The organism is Pseudomonas sp. 50_B, from assembly GCF_017491625.1.
GTDB lineage: Bacteria > Pseudomonadota > Gammaproteobacteria > Pseudomonadales > Pseudomonadaceae > Aquipseudomonas > Aquipseudomonas danubii.
Genome location: NZ_JAFGYX010000003.1, coordinates 249,977 through 272,033 on the forward strand (window position 1 = coordinate 249,977; position 22,057 = coordinate 272,033).

The following is a 22,057-nucleotide window of genomic DNA, read 5'->3' on the forward strand; positions in this document are numbered from 1 at the left end:
AGAGATGGATGGATTTGACGGATTATTTTGACCGCTGATTGCCATCACGGTTCAGGGCTGGCGCAACCGGTGAGGGCAGCGACTGGTACGCGCTGAGACTCAGGTTGAACAGCCGTGGGCAGCGCTGTATCAGTAGCCTCGTCAGCCTGGGGCCAGGTCCCCCTGCATGCGCAGCCTGGGCATGCCGGGGATTTAGGGGACAGCTTTAAGTTTTAGTTAAAACGCTTCAATCAAACTGCTGATTATCATTCGCAATTAGCTGACTCAGACTGCGTTCGTGCCTCCACGCTCCCTGGAGCAAGCAACGAGCGGTCTATGCCAGTCACTATTGCACCACCCCGCAGTCTGTTTTTTGCGGACGCGCCGCTATGACGACGCTGTCTGCCACCTCATCCGCGGCCGACACGGCCGTTCAATCAGCCTTGGCCTGTTGCCATCTGCTGCTGCAACTGACCCAGGAACGCCTACCGCCAGCTGCGCAGCCGCCATCCCAGGAGCAGTCCCCCTCGCCGGACCTGCGCCAGGCCCTCAGGGACTATGCGCGCAACGCCGGCGTTGATCTGCGCCTGGAACGCCTGGCGCTGGCCCGACTGACGCCGAAGATGCTGCCCCTGGTCTGGCGCAACCACAGCGGCGAATTCATGCTGCTGGCGCGGCTCTCGGACACCCAGGCGCTGGTGCAGCGACCTTCAATGCCGACTCCGGACATGCTCGATCGCCAGCAGTTGGCCGAGCAGTGGAGCGGGGAGGTGATTCGCCTGCGCCAGAGCGGCCTGCGCTTCGATCTGTCCTGGTTCGTACCGGAGCTGCTGCGCCATCGGCGGATACTCGGCGAAGTGTTGCTGTGCTCGCTGTTGCTGCAGGTGCTGGCCCTGGCGACGCCGCTGTTCTTCCAGGCGGTGATGGACAAGGTCATGGTGCACCGGGCGCTGTCGACCCTCGACGTGCTGGTGCTGACCCTGGTGCTGGTGGGCCTGTTCGAGGTGCTGCTCAAGGGCTTGCGTGAATACCTGGCGGCGCACACCGCCAATCGCATCGACATCGGCCTTGGGGTCAAGCTCTTGCGCCATCTGCTGGGCCTGCCGTTGCTGTACTTCAAGCAACGCCAGGTGGGGGCGATCATCACCCGGGTCCAGGAGCTGGACAGCATCCGCGAGTTTCTCACCGGCTCGCTGCTGACCCTGTGTGTCGACGTGGCCTTCACCCTGGTGTTCTTTGCGGTCATGGCCTGGATTTCCTGGCCCTTGACCCTGCTGGTGCTGCTGACCCTGCCGCTGTATGCGCTGCTGGCCTGGTTCAGCACCGGCCCGCTGGAGAAGCGCATCGAGCGCCAGTTCTACAGCGCGGCGCGCAACACCGCCTTTCTCAATGAAAGCGTCAGCAGCAGCGAAACCATCAAGAGCCTGGCGGTGGAGCCGCGCATGCAGCGTCGCTGGGAGTCGCAGACGGCGCAGATGGTCGAGGCCGGGTTTGCCAGCCAGACCCTGGGCAGCGCCATCAGCCAGAGCGTGATGCTGTTGCAGAAAGTCACCGCGGTGGCGGTGATCTGCTGGGGCGCGAGCCGTGTCATCGACCTGCAGATGAGCATCGGCCAGTTGATTGCCTTCAACATGATGCTGTCCCACGTCAGCCAGCCTGTGGCCAAGCTGATCGAGGTCTGGCAGCAGTTCGTCCGGGTGCGGGTGTCGGTGGACAAGCTGGGCGACATGCTCAACCTGCCGGTGGAGCAGGCCGAGGGGGATTTGCGCCCGACTCAGGCGCTGCGTGGCGAAGTGCGCATCGAACAGTTGGTGTTCCGCTACCGCCCGGAACTTGCATGGGTGCTGCGCGGCCTGGACCTGCATATCGCCGCCGGGCAGACCTTGGGTATCGTCGGCCCGTCCGGCTCCGGTAAGAGCACGCTGACCCGCCTGCTGCAGAAACTCTACACCCCCGATGGCGGGCGCATCCTGATCGACGGCTTGCCCCTGGATCAGTTGCAGCCGGCCTGGCTGCGCAGCCAGATTGGCGTGGTGCTCCAGGAAAACTACCTGTTCAACCGCAGCGTGCGCCACAACATCGCCCTGCGCCATCCCACGGCTTCCCTGGAAAGCGTGATTGCCGCGGCGCGCCTGGCCGGTGCCCATGATTTCATCCTGCGCCTGCCCCTGGGCTACGACACGGTGCTGGCCGAAGCCGGCAGCTCGTTGTCCGGCGGCCAGCGGCAACGCATCGCCATTGCCCGGGCACTGATGGGCGACCCGCGCCTGCTGATTTTCGACGAGGCCACCAGCGCCCTGGATGACGAATCCCAGGCGCTGATCCAGGACAACATGGCAAGCATCGCCCAGGGACGCACGGTGATCATCATTGCCCATCGCCTGTCTGCGGTACGGCATTGCCAACGCATCATCGCCCTGGAACAGGGGCGTATCAGCGAATCCGGCAGCCATCAGCAACTCTTGGCCAACGGTGGTTGCTACGCGCGCCTGTGGGCGTTGCAGCAGGCGCTGAGCAAGGAGGCGTCATGATGTTCGGCACGCTGTTGTCTCGCGCACGTCGCGCCTGGCAACGCCTGGGGCAGGCGCGGACGCGGCTCAAGCGCAGCCGCGACGAGTACGAGTTCCAGCCCGGCTACCTGGAAATTGTCGAGCGGCCACCGGCGCCCTGGGCGCGCTGCACGGCGCTGCTGCTGATCCTGGCGATCCTGCTGGCCCTGGGCTGGGCGATCTTCGGTTTTCTCGACATTCATGCCAGTGCCGCCGGACGCCTCATGGTGTCCAGCTACACCAAGGTGATCCAGGCCCACGAGGCAGGTGAAGTCCGGGCCATCCATGTGCGTGACGGGCAGCGGGTCAAGGCCGGCGAGGTGCTGGTGGCGCTGAACCCGATTGGCATCGACGCCGAACTGAGCGAGTTGCGCACGCAACTGGACTTCAAACGTCTGGAGCTGGCCCGGGCTCGCGCACTGCTGACCCCGGAGCCCTTGCACAGCTATCAGGCGCCGGCGGGCCTGGATGCACAGCAGGTAGCAGCGGCCCGGGAGCAACTGCTGAGCACCTGGAAGGAAATCAGCGCCAACCTGGACAGCCTCAATGCCGAGATCGCCATCAACCAGGCCAATCAGCGGGCCCGGGGCAGCGAGATCAGCGCCCTGGGCAAGCTGTCCAGCAATGTGCGCAAACGGCTCCATGCACGCCGGGCGATGGCGGCTGAACAATTGATGCCCATGGTCGAGTTGCTTGAGCAGGAAAAGGAGCAACTGGAAGTCGAGCGTTCGCTGGCCCAGCAACAGGCCGAGTTGCAGGTGCTCAAGGCCCAGGCGCAGAACCGTCGCGAGCAGCGCGACAGCTTCCTGGCCAGGACCCAGCGCGAGCAGCACGAACTGCTCAACCGCAGTCAACAGGAGATCGCTGTGCTTGAGCAGCAACTGATTCGCGGCCGCGACCGCCAGCGCCTGCAAACCCTGCTGGCACCGGTGGACGGCGTGGTCCAGCAACTGGCGGTGCATACCCTGGGCGGCGCCGTGCAAGCGGCGCAACAGTTGCTGGTGATCGTGCCCGAAGGGGCCGAGCTGGATGCCGAGGTCATGGTGCTGAACAAGGACGTGGGCTTCGTCAGGGCCGGCCAGCCGGTGGAGATCAAGGTGGATGCGTTTCCCTACACCCGCTACGGCACCTTGCGCGGCACGGTGGAGCATGTCTCCGGTGATGCCATCAAGGACGACCAGCTGGGGCTGGTGTTCCCCACGCGGATTCGCCTGGAGCGTGCGGCCATTGCCGCGGGGCAGGGCTGGATGCCCTTGCAGGCGGGGATGAGCGTGACCGGCGAGATTCGCACCGGCGAGCGGCGGGTGATCAATTACCTGCTGAGCCCGATTCGTGAGTATCAGTCCGAAGCGTTGCGGGAGCGTTGAACATGACCCGCGCTTTCGATGCCGCCTCCGAACCCTCAGCGACGCTGCTCGACACCGGCCTGCACGCCCTGGCCTGGGCCGCCCGGCGCTTCGACCTGAACATCAGCGTGGCGCAACTGACTCACCGCCTGGGACGGGTTGAAGGTCCGGCCGACAGCCTTGACCTGCGGCGCTGCGCCGGCTGGATCGGCCTGCGCGCACGGGCGGTGCAGAGCCGGGTGCAGCGCCTGCATCACCTGCCGCTGCCGGCACTGTTGAACACCCCTCACGGCTGGGCGGTGCTGGAGGCGGTAGAGGACGAGCAGGTCCGGGTGTTCTGGCCGTTGCAGGGGCAATGCCAGAGCCTGTCGCGCCAGGAGCTGGCGACGCTCTGGCAGGGCCAGGATCAGCGAACGGGAGAGGTGCTGCTGCTGGCCGAGCGGCACGTGCAACTCAAGACCGGTGGTTTCGGCGTCTCCTGGTTCCTGCCGTCGATCCTCAAGCATGGGCGCCAGTTTCGCAGCGTGCTGCTGGTGTCGCTGATGCTGCAAGGGGTGGCGCTGGTCACGCCGCTGCTGTTCGAGAACATCATCGACCGGGTCCTGGTCAGTCGCGGCCTGTCGAGCCTGCAAGTGCTGGGGATCGCCATGTTGGCCCTGGCGCTGTTCGAGCCATTGTTCGGCTTGTTGCGGTCCTGGCTGTTCAGCAATGTGGCGAGCAAGATCAACGCCGAGTTGTCCGCGCGCCTGTACCAGCACCTGATCCAGTTACCGCTGGAGTATTTCCAGCGCCGCCAGAGCGGCGAGATCATCGCCCGGGTCGGCGAGATGCAGCAGGTCCGCCAGTTTCTCACCGGCTCGGCCTTGACCCTGGTGCTGGACCTGGCGTTCTGCGGGCTGTTCATCGCCGTGATGTACAGCTATGCACCGCTGCTGACCTGGGTGGTGGTGGGCTCCCTGGCCCTGTATTTCCTTTTCTGGCTGTGCGTGGGGCCCTTGCTGCGCAGCCGGGCCTTGCGCGAATACGAGTTGAATGCGGCCAACACGGCGTTTCTCACCGAGACCGTGAGCGGCATCGAGACCATCAAGACCGGGGCCATCGAAAGCGCCTTCCAGCAGCAGTGGCAGCGCCAGCTGGCGGCCTATGTGCGGGCGGCGTTCCACACCCGCATCGTCGGCATCTGGGCCGGGCAGGGCATCGGCCTGATCCAGAAGCTGACCGCGGCGCTGTTGCTCTGGTGGGGCGTAATGCTGGTGCTGGACGGCCAGTTGAGCCCCGGCCAGCTGGTGGCCTTCAACATGCTGGCCGGGCATGTGGTGGAGCCGATCCTGCGCCTGGCCCAGGTCTGGCAGGACTTTCAGCACACGCTGATTTCCCTGCGCCGCCTGGGGGACATTCTCGACAGCGACTGTGAAAGCGGTAGCGGCGGTCTGGCCTCGGTGCCGGCGTTGCAGGGCGCCGTGAGCTTCCAGGGCGTGCGCTTTCGCTACGAAGAAGACGGCCAGGAGGTGCTGCGCCAGCTGGATCTGGAGATCCAGCCGGGCGAGTTCGTCGGCATTACCGGGCCCTCCGGTTCCGGCAAGTCGACCCTGACCCGCCTGCTGCAGCGCCTCTATGTGCCCCAGCACGGCCGGGTGCTGGTGGACGGCATCGACCTGGCCATCGCCGACCCGGTGGCCCTGCGCCGCAACATGAGCGTGGTGCTCCAGGAGAGCGTGCTGTTCGCCGGCAGCATTGCCCAGAACATCCGCCTGTGCCGGCCTCAGGCCAGCGATGCCGAAGTGCGGCACGCCGCCAGTCTGGCCGGGGCGGCGTCCTTTATCGAGGCCCTGGCCCAAGGCTACGAGACCGAGGTGGGCGAGCGGGGCGGCCAGCTCTCCGGCGGCCAGCGGCAACGCATCGCCCTGGCCCGGGCCCTGCTGACCAACCCCGGCATCCTGTTGCTGGATGAAGCCACCAGTGCCCTGGACTACGAGTCGGAAGCGGCGGTGATGGCCAATCTGCAGGGCATCGTCCGCGGCCGCACGGTGATCAGTGTCGCCCATCGCCTCAACACCCTGCGCCACGCGGACCGGATTCTGGTCATCGATCAGGGCCGGGTGCTCGAACAAGGCACACATCAACAGCTGCTCGCCCTGGACGGCGTGTATGCCCGGCAATGGGCACTGCAGATGAAGGATTGACCCCACCCACGGCAGGAGGACTCAGCCACCCGTCATGTCTCCCCACTCCGCATATCCATAGGCAGCCCTGCGCAATACGCAGGGCCCGGCTCAAAACAGACAAAGGATCATTGCAATGGCTTTTATGTCCAAGGACTTCACGCGCCTGCTCAATACCCTGATCGACCAACAGATCAAGACGGCAGGGCGGCAAACCGAATGGTTCCACATGAGTGCCGACGAGCGCGCCGAGTACATCGGCCAGGTCGGCGAGCGGCTGCTGGAAATGCAGCAGAGCACCCTGAGCGTGCTGGCCGCCCAGCACTACCAGATGCAGGACAACCCGGTCTCGGTGAGCGACCAGTTGCAGGTGCTGCAACAACGCCGCAAAGAAATGAAGGCCATCGCCGACACTCCGGCCACCCTTGCCTACAAGCAGCAACTGGACCGCGACATCCAGCTGTACAGCCGCCAGGACACGGCGATCAGCCACTATGACAGCACCTGGAACAAGGCCCTGCGGCTGCTCAGTCCTGGTGGCGCCAAGGCCGAGGTCCTGCAAGCCGATGCTCCGGCCAAGCAGAAAGAGCTCAAGGGCCGGATCAATCGCCTGGAGAAGCTCCTGAGCGTGCAGGTTGCCGACTCCACCTTCAGTCAGGCCTACGTGACCCTGTTCTCCGAGCTGCAGGCCTACAAGGAGGTGAGTACTCGCTACAACGCCTTGCTCAAGGCCGCACCGCAGCAGCAGGCCGCGAGCCTGGCGGCACTGGCCAAGCCGCCTCGGGCTTCCGACGAGCTGCCGGTGAACCTGTCACTGCTGATGATGGAAGAGCGCCCGGGCTATATCCGCATGAACGTGGCACTGGTCAATGCCAGTACCGATGGGCGTTTCAAGGACTTCTACCTGGACCACGGCCGGCTGGTGGTGCCCACCGACGGCGTGCTGAATTTTTCCTTTGGCACCGCGGCCCGGTCCCTGGCCTGGCAGCAACAGTACCGGCTCAAGAGCGAGCCGCCGTCCATGCGCTCGCCGACCTTTGCGCCGATTCGCTCGGTGCTGGTCAAGACCGGGTTCGTCGAGCAGTACTTCGCCAACCATCTGGTGTCGGAAAGCTCCCTGCGTGAAGGCTTCAAGGCCCAGTTGCTGAGCAACGGCCACAAGCTGCTGTTGACCAACGTCGATCGCAAGGTGCCTAACCAGGTCGGCATCCAGGTATCGGGCCAGTCGCCCGGCACTAGCGTGCCTCGCGAAGTGCCCCTGGCCGGCGCCTTGAGCGAGCTGATCAACCAGAACGCGGACCTCAGCAGCTTCCAGACCCTGGGCGTCGAAGACTATCGGCAGCACAGCTACCACCCGGACCGCGACGGGCTGTTCGTCAATGTTCATGAGCTGCAGCGCTCGGTCGGCTTTGCCGAGCACCAGTACCTGCTGGAAATGCCCCAGGGCGACGCTTTCCGTTCGGCGACGCCGTTTGCCCTGATGACCGTCGAGGGCGACAAGGTCAGCAGCAGCCACCTGAGCAAGGCCCAGACCGAGGCTTTGTACCAATACAACGCGGCGTTTTTCGAGCGCCTGGAACAACTGCGCGACAAGGGCTTCAAGGCCAGCCGGCTGTTCGAAGGCAGCAGCGAGCGCGCCACCTTCGTGCAACAACTGACGCGCTTGCTCGAACGCAACCACATCACCCCGGCCGGGGTGCTGCTGGCGCAACACAGCCGCCCGAGCCTGCGGGATATCAAGGGCAACAACCTGAACAAGGTGCTGTGGGAACAGGCCTTCGCCGCGTCGGTCTGGCAGAGCCACGACAACGATCAACTGTTGTTCGACCTGGGGCAGAACCTGGTGCAGAGCCAGGCACTGGGCAAGGTCCTGCAAGGCGGCTATCTGCAAAGCGACATTGCCCAGGCCAAGTTGCTGCTGGCACCGCTGTATGAACAGTGGCACGCCCAGGCGATCGAGGTGGAAACCCAGCGCGTGGCCAGCGCCAACGCCGCGCAGCATCCCGGCAACCCGAAGGTGCATGTCTTCGATAAGGTGACGCTGGAGCGCGGCCTGGACAGCAAACTGCTGAACCTGTTGTTGAGCGGCCCCCAGGGCCTGGCGCCGGCCGACGGCGCCTTGCGGCCGACGGTCGAGGCGCTGTTGTCCGGCGACCAGGGCCGCAGCCTGCGCAAGCAGGCGTTGTTCCATGCCCTGCGCCCCGTGGCCGACAGCTTTTCCAAGGCCGCGGTGCCGGTCAATGCCCATGCCGCGCTGACGCCGAAAACCGGCGCCGACAAGGTCATGATCAACAACCGGCTGAATCAGCCCGACCCCTACCTGATCCTCAATACCCACCCGGAGCAGGCCCAGACCGATACAGCGCTGCTGATCCAGGACGACAAGTACCGCAGCTACAGCCAGTTCCGTCCCGATCCGAACAATGAAGCCACGCGCTACATGAACGATTTGGACACCCCGTTCGTGGGGGGCATTTCCGGCACCACCCAGACCGTCAGCAATGCCTTGCCGGAGTTGTTCGGTCGTGTGCCGAGCGTCAAGCAGTACTGGCAGTTCCAGATGGCCAACGCGGCCTTCATGATCCGCAACGGCTATCACTCGTTCTTCGAAACCCTGTATGTCGCCGCCCGTTATGAACCCCAGGGGCCGGACAGCATCGGCCAGGACCTGCTGCAGACCTTCGACCGCTACCGTGCCCAAGGGCGCCGCGAGGCCTTGCACGGGGAGCTGTACGACGCGGTGATGGCCCGAGTCCTGCCCATCGTCAATCAAGGCCTGGCGCCGAGCGAGGAGTTCCATCCGCCGCGCTTCACCGACCTCGGCCCGCTGCCTGCGCTGTTGGGGCAGGCCGACAAGGACCGGCAACTCAAGGGCGGACTGACAGCCCACGAGGCCGGCTTCGAACCACGCCAGGGCAGCGCCGACATTCATCAGTTTGCCGCCGACCCGGTGCAGTTCGCCCAGACCCACACCCTCAGCGCCGAGGCCCTGGTCAAGGCCGGACGCTTGCCGGCCCAGGGCCACGTGCAGTTGGTGGAAGTCGCGCCCAAGCTGTATGAGCTCGAATACACCGAGCACAGCGCCAACTCCGTGAGCACCGCGAGCGCGGACAGCGTGCCGGCGTACTTCCTCGGCTACAACGGGCCGAACCAGGCCAACGCCGCGCCGGCCTATGTGGACATTCCCCGGCAGGCGCGCCCGGGCAGCTTCCTGTTTACCGGCACCTTGTCGGGCTGCTCGCTGGTGGTGACCCGCCTGGACGCCGATACCTATCGGGTCTATCACGACGGTCGGGTCAACAGTTCGCTGCTGTACGACAACGTGGTGATGGCGGTCGACTACAAGGACTACCAGGTGGCCGGCACGGCCGAGGGCCTGGCGGCGGCGTACATGCAATTCGTCGACGGCCAGTGGCAACTGGTGTTCCAGCGCCAGGAGTACCAGCGCGAAGGGCAGATGGTCTGGCCGAAGTTGCGCGAGGGTGCAGAGCCGCTTGCCATCCAGACCGCCGACAGCCAGGTGCAGGAACGCAACCGGACCCAGTTCGCCGAGTACCGCGAACAGGTGCACCAGAACCTGAAGAAAGTCGCGAGCCAGTTCGGCGTGTCCAGCGAAGGGGTGGCCGATGGCGTCTACAACGGCGGCGATTTCTCTGCCGAGCATCCGGCCATTGCCGCCTGGAATCGGCTGCGCGAAGCGGTCCATGCCAGGGTCAGTGCCGACATCGAACAGCTCAGCAACCAGCGCTATCAACTCCAGGAGCAGCGGCGCGGGGCGGGCGACAAGCGCCTGATCGACCAGCAGATCAAGCAGCTCAACCTCACCCAGGATTTCTACCGGGCGCAGTACGAGCCGGTCTTGCGTGAGGCCGCTTCGGTAGAAAAGACCTGGCTCTGGCAGCAGATCCAGGCCAAGCAAGGCAGCGCTGCGGTGGTGCGCACCGACGACACGGCGATCCAGGGCGGGGGCGATGAGCGCAGCACCAGCATCGGCGAGCGCTACGCCATTGCCGAGGCCTATCAGCGCGGGGCCCGGGGCACGGCCTTCAGCGATGGCGTGCGGGATTTCCGCGAGATCAAGATCCCCGGGCTGGACGGCAAGCAGTCGGCCCTGGAAATGAAGCGCCTGTTTCTCGACGGCCAGCTCACGCCTGGGCAGCGTGGCGCCTTGAGTGCTCGCATCAGCGAAACCAGCCAGGCCGAATACGTCGACAAGGTGCTGCGCCAGACCGCGACCTTCAGTGAAGACTTCCAGGGCGCCGGCAGTGTCTTCAGTCAGTTGGCACCCCAGGACTTTTACCTGTCGCTGGTGGGGGATCGCTCCGGCGGTCGCTGCTACCCGCTGGTCCGGGCCATGGCCGTGGCCCTGGCCAATGGCGGCGAGGCGGGGGTCAACAGCCTGGTGCAGAAGCTGTTCCTGGCCTCGGCCGATCCCCAGGCCGGCAGCTCGACCTTGCTCAAGAACAGCCTGATCCGCCTGCATTCCAATGTCGACGCGGTCCAGGCCTCCAAGGCGCTGGGGCAGTTCCAGTTGTCCGACGTGGTGGCGCGGCTGGCCAACAGCGGCAGCGACTCGATGTTTGCCCTCAATACCCGGAACCACTCGATGCTGGTGGGCAGTGCCCAGGGCCCCGAAGGCCGTCGCTACTACTTCTATGACCCGAACGTGGGGATCTTCGCCTTCGATTCCAGCAAGGGCCTGGCCAAGGCCATGGAGCAGCACCTGGTGCGCCGAAAACTGGCGGCGCACTACAGCTCGTTCGGCAGCCAGTCGCAGCCGGCCTTCAACCTGGTCGAGATCGACACCCACAAGATGGCCGAGGTGCCGCTGGGCAGCGGGCTGAATGTCGCCGATCTGTCCCGTCCCGAGGAACTGGCCGGCGTCATCGGCCAACGCCGTCAGGTGGAGCAGGCGGTAGGTGCCCAGCAGCGTGTCAGCCAGGACCTGCGCCTGGGTGCGGCGCTGACCACCTTCGACGCCGAGCAATGGGGTGCGCGCTTCGATGCCGCCAGCACCCGACTGGCCCAGGAGCACCAGCTGAGCAGCCAGTGGATACCGATCATCGCCAACACCGAGGCGCAGCCGGAGGGCGGCTATCGGGTGCAGTTCATCAACCGTGACCAGCCCGAGCAGACCCGCTGGCTGAGCACCGACGACGGCACCTTTGTCGAATTCCGTCGTTTCGTCGATGAGCACATGAGCGTGCTCAGCGAGCACTTCACCCTGGAACACGGGCAGATCCGGCCCCGCGCCGGGGTCGGCGAAGCGGCGCATGTGGACGGCCTGAACGCGGGCTTTGCGGTCCAGACCCTGATCCAGTGGTTGGCCGACAAGAACCGCAAGGACGCAGCCCAGGGCGTGGTGTCACCGGACCTGGCCACGGCCCTGAAGATCCATAGCTACCTGGGCCTGGCGCAGATCGGCCACGGCACCGTGCAAGATGTGGCCAAGGTCACCCAACTGGTGCAAACCGCGTTGCGTGGCGAGGCCCTGGCCGCCGAGTCCTCGCTCAAGGACTTTGCCTCGACCCTGGGGCACACGGTCAACGAGGGCGCAGGCGTGCTGTTTGGCGGGGTCATGGTCGGCCTGGATGCCTATGAGCTGGCCCATGCCGAAAACGATGTGCAGAAAGCCGTATTCGGCACCCAACTGGCGTTCGATTCGGCGAGCTTCGTCAGCGGCGCGGCGGGTATCGGTGCCGGGTTGGTCGGCGCCTCGACCACCGCGGCGGTGCTGGGCGGTGCGGGGGTGATCCTCGGCGGCCTGGCGGTAGGCTTCACGGCCCTGGCCCAGGCTTTTGGCGCGGTGGCCGAAGACGCCAAGGCGGTGGGACGTTACTTCGATACCCTGGACAAGGCCTATCAAGGCAACGGCTACCGTTATGACGAGAAACAGCAGGTGCTGGTGCCGCTGCCCGGAGCGGTGGTCAAGCGCCTCGACCTGCGCTCAAGCGAGGTCGGTTTCGACAGCCAGTACATCTACCGCACCCATCACGGTTCCACCGGCTCCGGGGCGATCAACTACTTCTTCTGGGTTGGCGACTTCCCGCGGATGATCAACGACCGCGCCCAGGCGATCGAGGTGCGCAGCGGCATTGGCCACGGCGCCCAGCCGCCCAAACTCGACCACGGCGACAGCCGGACGGTGATCCTGCCGGGCACGCCCAAGTCCTACATCAGCTACGAGTACATGATCCTGCCGGGGGCCACCACCCGGCATGACACGGGCTTCGATGTGATTCGCAGGCTCGAGCAGGACCGGCGCTTCGACTACGACTTCTACATCTTCCCGAGCGAGGAGACGATCCGGCGCATTCACCAGGAGTACGTCGAGACGCCGGTAGAAGTGCTGCTGGATGGGCGCAACCGGCAATTGGTGGTACCGCAATTGCCCAAGGAACTGTACGGCTACCTGCGCTACGACATTCAGGGCGCCGGCGGCGAATACCTGATCGGCCTCAATGAAGGCACCGAGGTCAGGCTCAGCAACGAGGCCGGCCGTCAGCCGTCACGCTGGATCATCGACAGCAGCCAGCTGGAGAGCGACAGCATTACGGTGGCCAAGGACCATTTGCTGGTGGGCGGGGTCAAGGTCAAGCTCGATCCGGCCCAAAGCGGCCAGGTGCTGCTGGTCAACGCCAAGGGCGAAGTACGGGCAGTCGATTTTGTCGGCCAGACCACTGACGTGGTCAAGGAAGACGCCAGCCAATGGCAAGTGCCCGGGCAGCGCATCGAACAGCACCTCAAGGACCTGGCCCAGGCCCATCAGTTGCACGGCCAATACGTGCTGGTGGAGAACTACAAGCACGGTGAGCGCAATGTCGGTCGGGCGTACTACGACGTCGCCAAGGACCGCATGCTGTTCACCGACACCGATGTACAGCAGGCCGGCAACGCCCAGCTGGGCGCGGTCATCGGCGAGCATGCCTACTTCGTCGATGCCCAGAACGCCGCCGCCTGGCGGGTCGAGATTGCCAGCGGCAAGGTCGATGCGCAGTTCGCCCCGTCGTTCAACCAGAGCGCCGGCCAGATCAGCCGGTTCTGGCAAGAGGGCGACGCGGTGTATCTGGCCCGTCGTTATCAGCTCAAGGAACGGGAAGCCGAACTGAGCTTCCGCATCCTCGGTGACCGGATGGAGCTGGTGGGGGTGGTCGGCGATGAGTCGCTGCTGCAACGGTCGGCAAGCAACGGTCAGCATGGCAGGGACGCCAAGACCCTGCTCAGTACCCTGCTCAAGGGCTACGAGGCTCAGACCACCCCGCGCGACACCCCGGTGTACAGCCTGGGCGCGCCCCTGCTGGAGCCGACCGCGGCAGAGCTGATCACGGTGTTTGGCCTGGATAACGCCAAAGTCGCGCACCGCTACTGGGTGCGCAGCAGCGATGGTGTGGTGATTAAGCCGAACCTGGCGCCACCGGCCGGGCAGGCGCCGAGTACCGATGTGTCGGGGCAGGTGCAAAGTGCCTGGAAGATTCCGGCGGACCTGGTGTTGGCCGGCAGCCTGGCCCAGCCCGGTGGCCAGGAGGTGTTCTATTTCTACAGCCAGGCGCAGCAGGTGCTGTTCCGCCAGGAAGGGCCGGGGCAGCAGGTGCTCGATGCCGGCCAGCCAAGCGCCTTGCGCCTGGCCACGCCGCCCCTGGCCAATGTGCTCAATCTCAACGGCCATCTGCTGGCCGTGACCCAGGACGGGCGCATGGCGCGGATCGAGGCGACCGGGCGCCTGAGCTATGAGGCGGTCAACGAGCATTGGCTCAAGGGGCGCAGTAGCTGGTGGAAGGACCTCGCTGAGGTCGCCGGCAGCAACGCCACCCTGGCGGTATTCGGGGTCAAGGCCGCCGACGGCAAGCGTGCGTTGCCAGTGTGGTACCACAACGCTCAGGTGGTGGTGGCGTCGTCCGCGCTGCAAGACAAGCCGCTGCAGTTTCTCGGCTTCGACGGTGCCAGTGGCAGTGCCCGGCTGTTCGAGCCCGAGAGCGGCAAGCTCTATCTGCAGCCGCCGCTGACATCCCAGGCACTGCCGAGCGCGTTTGGCAACGATGAGGTGCTTGAGGCCTCGGCCCAATTGCCGGCCGCCATTGACTGGATGCCCACGCTGCAACTGCGCTCGGCGGTCCAGGTCGATGCCGGCTTGCGCCTGACCACCGTGCAGGGCGAAGTGCTGCTGCGCAGCAACAACGGCGATGTGCAGTTGGTGGCCGTGGACAAGGGCTGGCAGCAGGCACATCTGGGTAATCTGCCCCAGGCCCTGGCGACCGTGGCTGGACAGTGGGGCGCCAAAGGCGTGTTGACCTTGCAGGATGGCGCCAGCCGCGGCTGGTTCGATATCGCCAGTGGGCAGATGTTTGCCAGCAGCGGTATTGCGGGCAGCGACCTGCGCTTTATCGGAGTCGCTGCCGGGACGCCGAACTCGGCCTATGTCTATAGCCCGACCGAGCAGGCGCTGTATCAGCTCAAGGACGGCAAGGCACAGCAGCTTGGCCACTACGCCAATGTCGAGCGCATCGGCTCCTCGCTGCTGCTTCAGGGCGCCAGCGGCAATGGTCATCAGGATGATCTGGCGCCGCCGTTGATTGCCGGGGTCGACAGTGTGGTGCTGCACGGCGGCGCCGGGGGTGACACCTACCGCCTGACTCCGGCGATGTGGGCGCATTACCGCACGGTGGTCATCGACAACGACGATCCGGGCCTGGCTCTGGACCGGGTGATCCTGCCGGTGGCCGATGGCAAGCACATGCTCGTCAGCCGTCGGGGTGAGGACGTGCAGTTGACCGACACGGGCAATGGCACCGCCCTGGTGCTGCGCCAGGTGCTGGGCAGCCAGGCGGCCGCCCATGGGCATTTGCTGATCGAGCTCAAAGGCGATGCGTCGATGCTCAGCGTCGAGCAGCTGCTCAAGGGCTTTGGCCCGAGCGGATCAGCCCGGGACAGCGTGTTCGAGCTGGCCTGGAGCCAGCGCGAGACGCTGCCGGCGGCGAATGCTCTGAGCTCGGCGGCGGCTGGGCTGGACCCGGCGGCAGATGGCCAGGGCCCCAGCCTGGCAAAACTCAGCGGGGCCATGGCGGCCTTCGCTGATACAGGCGGCGCTCGCGAACAGCTGCCCAAACACCATCAGGCCGCGCAGGCGGTGCTGGTGCCTTCACTGACCTGACCACGCAGCAGAAACACAGGAGGGGCGCAAAGCCTCTCCTGTCTGCGGCCCTCTCTTTTCCCGGTGTTAGATCCAACCATGAGCAAACCCATGAATTCGCGGCAGCGAGCCTTTGCCGGCTGGCTGCTTGTCGTCCCGCTGTTGGCGGCGCCCCTGGCGCAGGCGCTGCCATTGCATCAGCAAGACCTGCCACCAGACTCAGCGCAGCATCCGCCACCCCCTATGCCACAACAGCGGCCCCAGGCGCTGCCCAGTGACCTGTGGCGGGTGTACCTGGATGCCCGGCAGAACAACAGCGAGCTGGCGGCGGCCCAGGCCGATCAGGCGGCCCGCGCCGAGGCGGTGCCCCAGGCCAGGGCCGGCCTGCTGCCGACGCTGTCCGCCAGCGCCGATCTGAATGCCACCCGCACCTCCCTGCAGCAGCCACGGCAGGACACCCGGCGCAGTGGCAACAGTTATCAGGCGGTGCTGAACCAGCCGATATTCCGCGCCGATCGCTGGTTCGCCCTCAAGGCGGCGCAAGCCGAAGACCAGCAGGCCCAGCTGGAGCTGGCCGCCGCCGAGCAGAAACTCATGTTCGACAGCGCCCAGGCCTACTTCGGCCTGCTCAAGGCCCAGGACGCCCTGGCGGCGGCCAAGGCCGAGGAAGCGGCGCTCAAGCGCCAGCAGCAACTGGCCGAGCGCGGCTTGCAACTGGGCCTGTCGGACCGCACCGATGTGCTGCAGGCCCAGGCCGGGCATGACACCGCGCGGGCCAACCGCATCGTCGCGCAGAAGCAGACCGACGATGCCTTCCAAGCCCTGGACACCCTGACGCATCAGCAGTACCAGGCGATCCAGGGGCTGCGCCACGACATGCCGGTGCTGTTGCCCGAACCCAACGACGCCCGGCGCTGGGTGGACACCGCGGTGCGCCAGAACCTGACCCTGCAGGCCAGCCAGTACGCCCTGGAGGCGACGCAGCAGACCCTGAGCGCGCGCAAGGCCGGGCACGCGCCGACCCTGGATGCGGTGCTGCGCTACCAGATCGGTGACAACGACAGCCTGGGTTACGGCAACAGCGATATCCGTGGCAATGGCTACGGCGGCAACGTCGAGCAGCGCACGGTCGGGCTGCAATTGAATATTCCGCTGTTCAGCGGCGGCCAGACCCGCTCCCAGGTGCGCGAAGCCCACCAGCGGATGAACCAGCGCGAGTCCCTCAACGACGGCTTGCGGCGTCAGGTCGTGGAGCAGACCCGCAACCTGCATCGTGGCCTCAACAGCGGTGTCGATCAGGTGCAGGCGCGGCGCCAGTCGATCATTTCCAACCAGGGCGCGGTGCTGGCCTCGCAGATGGGCTTCCAAGTCGGAACCCGCAATATCGTCGATGTGCTGGAGGCGCAGCGTCAGCTGTACAACGCCGTGCGCCAGTACAACAACAGCCGCTATGACTACATTCTCGACACCCTGCGGCTCAAGCAAGCGGTGGGAACCTTGTCGCCCCAGGACCTCAAGGCGCTTTGTGATTACCTCAAGGCCGACTACGATCCGGACCTGGATTTTCTGCCGCCGGAGTTTCCACGCCGGCTGGCCAAACGCTGACAGGGCCTGGCAAGGCACCGGGCCAGGGTTGGCGGGCAGGTTTTTTTTCAAGGTAAAGGGGCGAGCGGTTGTACGGGTTATTGGACTTCTTCGACAGTCACAAACGCTGCTGTTATGCCTTGGGGGTGGTGATCGCGGTCGGCGCCGCGGTGGCGTTGGGCAACTACTACCGGGTGCAGGTCGAAGACGTCTACCGGGCCAGCGTCCAGATGCAGACCCAGGAGCAGGCCCAGGACCTGGAGCAATGGAAATCCAACGGCTTTGCCATTGGCGCACTGTCGATCCTCGGGCGCCACAACCCCTGGCTCAAGCGCATCGTCCTGGAGCCTGCGCCCTCTGCCGAGCTGATGGAACGGGCCACCCTGCCGCTCAAGACCCTGTCCCTGGTGGTGGATGCCAACCATGCGTTTGTCCTCAACCGGGACGGGGTGGTGGTGGCCGCCTACGACCAGCAGGGACAGACGCCCCTGGGGCTGAATGTGGCCTTCCGTCCCTACTTCAAAGTGGCCCTCAATGGCGGTAGCAGTGTCTACGGCGCCATCAGCACCAGTACCGGCACGCGCATGTTCTACATGGCGGTGCCGATCTTCGAGTCGCGTACGCGCCAGGACCAGGTGATCGGGGTGCTGGTGGCGCGGTTTGACGCCGATACGCTCGATGCCAGCTTGAGCAAGCCCTACAGCGCCGATCTGCAGATGATCCTGTCCCCCAGCGGCGTGGTGCTGGCCGCCAGTTCCCCGGACTTGGTCCTCAAGTCCGACCGCGCCTGGCCCTGGAACCGCTTCACCGGGGAGATCCGCCGCCAGTTCAGCGACTATCGGTTTGCCAACGGGGTGCCCGAGCGCTTGCCCTTCGATGCCCACCAGCCGGTGGTCCGGCTGGACGGCCGGCGCTACAGCCTGTCCCGGGTGGATTTCGACTGGAATGACCCGAGCGGTCCCTGGACCCTGATCACCCTGGGCGACCTGGACGCACTGTTACCGGCGGAACAGGTGCTGCTGATCGAGGGAGTGAGTGCCCTGGTGTTCTTGCTGTTGCTGTGGGGCGGCCTGCGGCGTCTGGCCGACGCCCGACGACACAAGCGTGACGTGGCGCAGATCGAGCAGAGCGAACAGCGCCTGGACATGGCCCTGCAAAGCGGGGCCCTGGGGCTGTGGGACTGGAACCTGCGCCTGGGGACTGTCATCAACAACGATGTCTGGCTGCAGATTCTTGGCTACAGCAAACAGCAGATGGAACAGGCCTTCGGCCATGGCCTGGAGCGCTGGACCGCTCTGGTGCACCCGGACGACTACGAGCCGGTGATGGCCCGGCTCAAGGCGCACCTGAACGATGAAGTCGGCGAATACCGCGCCGAATACCGCATGCGCAACAAAGAGGGGCAATGGCTGTGGGTCATGGACATCGGCAAGATCATGCAGCGCGACGCCAGTGGCGCGCCGACGCGAGTCACCGGGGTGCTGCAGGACATCAGCGAGCGCAAGGCGGTGGAAGCGCAAATCCAGCAATCACGGCGCGATGCCGAGCGGGCGACCCAGGCCAAGTCGGAATTTCTCGACTGCATGTCCCATGAAATCCGCACGCCGCTGAACGCGATCATCGGCATGGCCCATCTGGTCCAGGACTTGCCGTTGGAGCCGGTGCAGCGCGACTACATCGAAAAGATCGACCGTGCGGCCAAGCACCTGGTGGGCACCATCAACGGCGTGCTGGATCTGTCGAAGATCGAGGCCGGCAAGCTGAGCATGGAGCAAACCGGCTTTGACCTGCGGGAGCTGGTGGACGATGTGTTGCTGCTGGTTCGCCAGCGCGCAGAGGAAAAGGCGCTGCGGCTGCAGCTGGATATTCCGGCGTCGCTGCCGCGCCGTTACGTCGGTGATCCACTGCGTCTGGCCCAGGTGCTGACCAACCTGGTGGACAACGCGATCAAGTTCACCGAGGCCGGCCATGTCTGTATCGGTGTGTGCCTGGTGCGCCAGTGGGATCATCAGGCCCTGCTGTGCTTCAGCGTCACCGACACCGGGGTAGGCATCAGCGACGAGCAGCAGGCCCGTTTGTTCAATGCCTTTGTCCAGGCCGACCGGTCCATCAGTCGGCGTTACGGCGGCAGCGGCCTGGGGCTGACCATCTCGAAGAAAATCGTGCAACTGATGCAGGGCGATATCTGGGTCAATAGCCGGCTGGGGCAGGGCGCGACGTTCAAGTTCAGTGTGCAGCTGGGGCTGGCGCCGCCAGCGCTTGAGCAAGGGCACGCTTCAAGCGGCACTGCGCCTGCCGGGCCATCGATGGGCGAGGTCGCGGGGCCGGGTCTGGTCAATGCCCCGGCACGCTGGCTGGCGGGGAAACGGGTGCTGGTGGTCGAGGATAACCGTCTCAACCAGGAAGTGCTGCTGGGCCTGCTGCAGCGCGTCGGGGTCCAGGTGGTGCTGGCGGTCAATGGTGCCGAGGCCTTGCGCCTGTTGCTGGAGCAGGGGCATTTCGATGCGGTGCTGATGGATTGCCAGATGCCGGTCATGGACGGCTTCGGCACCACACGCAAGATTCGTGGCTACCCCCATTTGCAGTCCCTGCCGATCATTGCCGTGACCGCCAGTCACCAGGCCGATGTGCAGGGCAGGGCGCTGGCGGCCGGCATGAGCGATCTGCTGAGCAAGCCCCTGGAGGTCGCGGCGCTCTATCGGACCCTGGTGCGCTGGATTGCAGGCACGGACATGCCGCTCGCGCAGAGCGCAGCGCTGCCGGATGCAAGCGTCTTGACCTCGACCTACGAAGGGATCGACACCGCGCTGGGGCTGGCGGTGGTCAACCAGGACCTGGCTCTGCAGCGCAAACTCTTGGTCGACTTTCGTGACGGCCAGCAGCAGGTCATCGAGCGCTTGTGGCACGCCCATGCCGCCGGGGACTTGGCCGCCATCGGCTTTCTGGCCCACAGCCTGCAGGGCAATGCCGGGAGCATCGGCGCCACGGCGGTCAAGGAAGCCGCTAGACAACTGGAGGAACAGGCGGCCGGGCCGGCAGCGCTGGGGCCGCTGATCGAGCATCTGGCGCAGTGCCTGGAGCCGGTACTGGCCGGCCTGGCTTCCCTGCCAGTGGCGAACGAAGATCTGGCAGCGCCAAGCCAGGGACTGGACGCTGAGCAGGTGCTGGCGCTGGAGCGGCTGGCCCAGCTGCTGCGCAAGCATAATGCCCAGGCCCTGGCGCTGATCGATGAGCTGTACGAGCAATACCCGTGCGGCCCGCTGCGGGCCATTCAAGAGCGGATCTACCGCTTGGAGTTCCAGCAGGCCCTTGACCTGCTAGAGGACTTGCAGGGCTAGCGGCTGTTCTGGCTCAGGGCCTGATAGCGGGCCATGCGGTCGGTGCAGTGCTCGACCAGGCATTGATGCAAGGCGCGCAACGACGAAGTGATCTGCGAGCGGTGCGATACCACCAGATTCAGCGGCGCAGGATCGGATTGCCAGCCCGGCAGCAGCGCCAGCAAGCGACCGGCGAGCAGGTCCTCGACGACATTCAGCAGCGGCAGGTTGACCACGCCGTGGCCGGCCACGGCCCAGCGCCGTGCGGCATCGCCATCATCACAGCAAAAGTGCCCTTGCACCGGCACGTCCTCGACCTTGCCGGCGCCATGGAAACGCCAGCGACTCTCCGGGCGGCCGATGCTGTGACAGATGATGCATTCGTGTTCGCTCAACTGTTGCGGCGCCTCAGGCTGGCCATGTTGCGCCAGGTAATCGGGCGCGGCGCAGGCGATGAAGTAATGCTGCTTGAGCACCGGCAGCTCGACCAGATCCAGCGCCTGGTTCTTGCCGTAGCGCAACGCGGCATCGAAGCGCCCCTTGAGCAGGTCCTCTTGCTTGTCGCTCAGCGCCAGCTTGATGTACATGCGCGGCCGCTCATGCTTGAGCCGGGCGAGCATGTCCAGCAGCAAATTGCGGCCCAGGTCGGAAGACACCGTGAGTTCCAGCATGCCGTCATCGTGGCGCAACGAGCGCTTGCCGTTGGCCAGGATCTTCAACGCGTGCTGGGCACTGTCCAGGTAGCGTGCGCCTTCGGGGGTCAGCTTCATGGTGCGAGTGGAGCGGGTGAACAGCCGCACCCCGAGGCGACTTTCCAGGCGCTTGAGCCCCAGGCTGGCGGCAGCCGGGGTGATCGACATGACGCGGGCAGCGGGGGACAGGCCCTGCAGCTCGGCGATCAGAATGAACAGCTCCAGATCCGCGAAGTTAGGCATTGGCCAGGCTCACCGTCCGCTCACCGGCCAAAAAAGGTCTGTGACGAACTGAGCAAGGCCGCCGACAGTGCCTGCGGGTCGCCGCCGATGCATTGCTCGAACCCGGGCTGGCGGTACAGCTGGTCCATGGCATGCGCATGCCGACTGTGGAGGTCCTCGGGCGCGCTCTGCAGCAGGCTCAGGTGGTAGTTCAGCGCCAGGGCAAACAGACGGGCCGAGAGTGGCAACTGCTCGCCGCTGGGCAGCTCCCCAGGGCCCTTGAGCAAGGCGTCGGCGTGGGTCATTTTCCAGGCGAGGTTGAGGATCGGATCTTCCGGCTCGGCGTGGGCGAGAATCTCTTCGATCAACAGCCTGCTGTGGCCCAGGGCCTGATCGATGCGGCTGCCCGGCTGATTGAGGCCCATCAGCGCCAGGCAGGCGGCGCTGCGAAAGGCTGCGGGGTCGCGCCGGCTCAGGCTGCTGCGCAGCACAATCGACAGGCTGTCGAGCAGGGCTTGGAGACGGATCAGCGGATTGCCGGCCAGTTGCAGGGTCAATGCACTGACAAAACCGTCGCGCATGTCGCTGCCGGCGCAAGGTCCGGGCGCCGCTGGCAGGCCATGCAGGGGCTTGTTGCGGTAGCCCAGTTGTGTGGCCACCCGGGCCAGTACCACCGGCGGTGAAATCGGCTTGGCGATGTAATCGGCGGCGCCCAGCAGCAGCCCCAGGCGTTCATCTTCGACGCTGCTGCGCGAGGTGAGGAAAATCACCGGAATGGTTGCAGTCGCCGGGTCGCTCTTGAGCGCGCTGAGCACCTGGAAGCCGTCCATCTCAGGCATCAGGATGTCGAGAATGATCAGGTCGGGACTGGCACTGCGCGCCAGGGCCAGGCCACGCTCGCTGTTCTTCGCCAGCAGCACTTCATACTCGCAGGTCAAGGTTTTCGACAGCACTATCAGCGACTGCGGATCGTCGTCGATCGCCAGGAGGGTATAGGGCTTGGAAGCATGCTCTGCGGGCATGACGAGGGGCCTGAACAAAATAGGCCGGCAGTCTAACTGATTTGCGTTATGGGCTCC

8 protein-coding genes are annotated in these 22,057 nt (G+C 65.5%); 6 read left to right on the forward strand and 2 right to left on the reverse strand.

Annotated elements, in window-relative coordinates; genetic code table 11:
* Positions 1–368: 368 nt before the first annotated feature.
* The 6 genes from J5M73_RS06470 (at position 369) to J5M73_RS06495 (ending at position 20,085) form a co-directional block, all read left to right on the forward strand.
* Positions 369–2,510 carry a type I secretion system permease/ATPase gene (locus tag J5M73_RS06470; RefSeq protein WP_207167904.1) on the forward strand — a complete coding sequence of 714 codons (2,142 nt, stop codon included), beginning with the start codon at positions 369–371 and terminating at the stop codon, positions 2,508–2,510.
* Complete coding sequence (locus tag J5M73_RS06475) at positions 2,507–3,895, forward strand: HlyD family type I secretion periplasmic adaptor subunit (RefSeq protein ID WP_207815137.1); 1,389 nt, start codon at positions 2,507–2,509, stop codon at positions 3,893–3,895. The genes J5M73_RS06470 and J5M73_RS06475 overlap by 4 nt, the downstream gene beginning before the upstream one ends.
* Positions 3,896–3,897: 2 nt before the next feature.
* On the forward strand, positions 3,898–6,057 hold the full coding sequence (locus J5M73_RS06480; protein WP_102865055.1) for a type I secretion system permease/ATPase: 2,160 nt from the start codon (positions 3,898–3,900) through the stop codon (positions 6,055–6,057).
* Between the two features lie 115 nt (positions 6,058–6,172).
* Entirely contained in the window at positions 6,173–15,184 is a 9,012-nt protein-coding gene (locus tag J5M73_RS06485; RefSeq protein ID WP_207815138.1) for a TcdA/TcdB pore-forming domain-containing protein, read from the forward strand.
* Positions 15,185–15,262: 78 nt separating this feature from the next.
* Positions 15,263–16,768: a TolC family outer membrane protein gene (locus J5M73_RS06490; protein WP_102865053.1), complete on the forward strand. Its 1,506-nt coding sequence runs from the start codon at positions 15,263–15,265 to the stop codon at positions 16,766–16,768.
* A gap of 80 nt (positions 16,769–16,848) precedes the next feature.
* Complete coding sequence (locus tag J5M73_RS06495) at positions 16,849–20,085, forward strand: ATP-binding protein (protein ID WP_207815207.1); 3,237 nt, start codon at positions 16,849–16,851, stop codon at positions 20,083–20,085.
* Here the strand turns inward: J5M73_RS06495 and J5M73_RS06500 are convergent.
* Entirely contained in the window at positions 20,082–20,999 is a 918-nt protein-coding gene (locus J5M73_RS06500; protein WP_115580025.1) for a LysR family transcriptional regulator, read from the reverse strand. The genes J5M73_RS06495 and J5M73_RS06500 overlap by 4 nt on opposite strands.
* Before the next feature lie 20 nt (positions 21,000–21,019).
* Positions 21,020–22,000: a response regulator gene (locus J5M73_RS06505; RefSeq protein WP_102865050.1), complete on the reverse strand. Its 981-nt coding sequence runs from the start codon at positions 21,998–22,000 to the stop codon at positions 21,020–21,022.
* Positions 22,001–22,057 lie beyond the last annotated feature (57 nt).

What these genes read in the sequence shown, in the direction of transcription:
- J5M73_RS06485 (WP_207815138.1), top strand. Translation starts at nt 6,173, where the DNA reads ATGGCTTTTATGTCCAAGGACTTCACGCGCCTGCTCAATACCCTGATC.
- J5M73_RS06500 (WP_115580025.1), bottom strand. Translation starts at nt 20,999, where the DNA reads ATGCCTAACTTCGCGGATCTGGAGCTGTTCATTCTGATCGCCGAGCTG.
- J5M73_RS06480 (WP_102865055.1), top strand. Translation starts at nt 3,898, where the DNA reads ATGACCCGCGCTTTCGATGCCGCCTCCGAACCCTCAGCGACGCTGCTC.
- J5M73_RS06475 (WP_207815137.1), top strand. Translation starts at nt 2,507, where the DNA reads ATGATGTTCGGCACGCTGTTGTCTCGCGCACGTCGCGCCTGGCAACGC.
- J5M73_RS06470 (WP_207167904.1), top strand. Translation starts at nt 369, where the DNA reads ATGACGACGCTGTCTGCCACCTCATCCGCGGCCGACACGGCCGTTCAA.
- J5M73_RS06490 (WP_102865053.1), top strand. Translation starts at nt 15,263, where the DNA reads ATGAGCAAACCCATGAATTCGCGGCAGCGAGCCTTTGCCGGCTGGCTG.
- J5M73_RS06505 (WP_102865050.1), bottom strand. Translation starts at nt 22,000, where the DNA reads ATGCCCGCAGAGCATGCTTCCAAGCCCTATACCCTCCTGGCGATCGAC.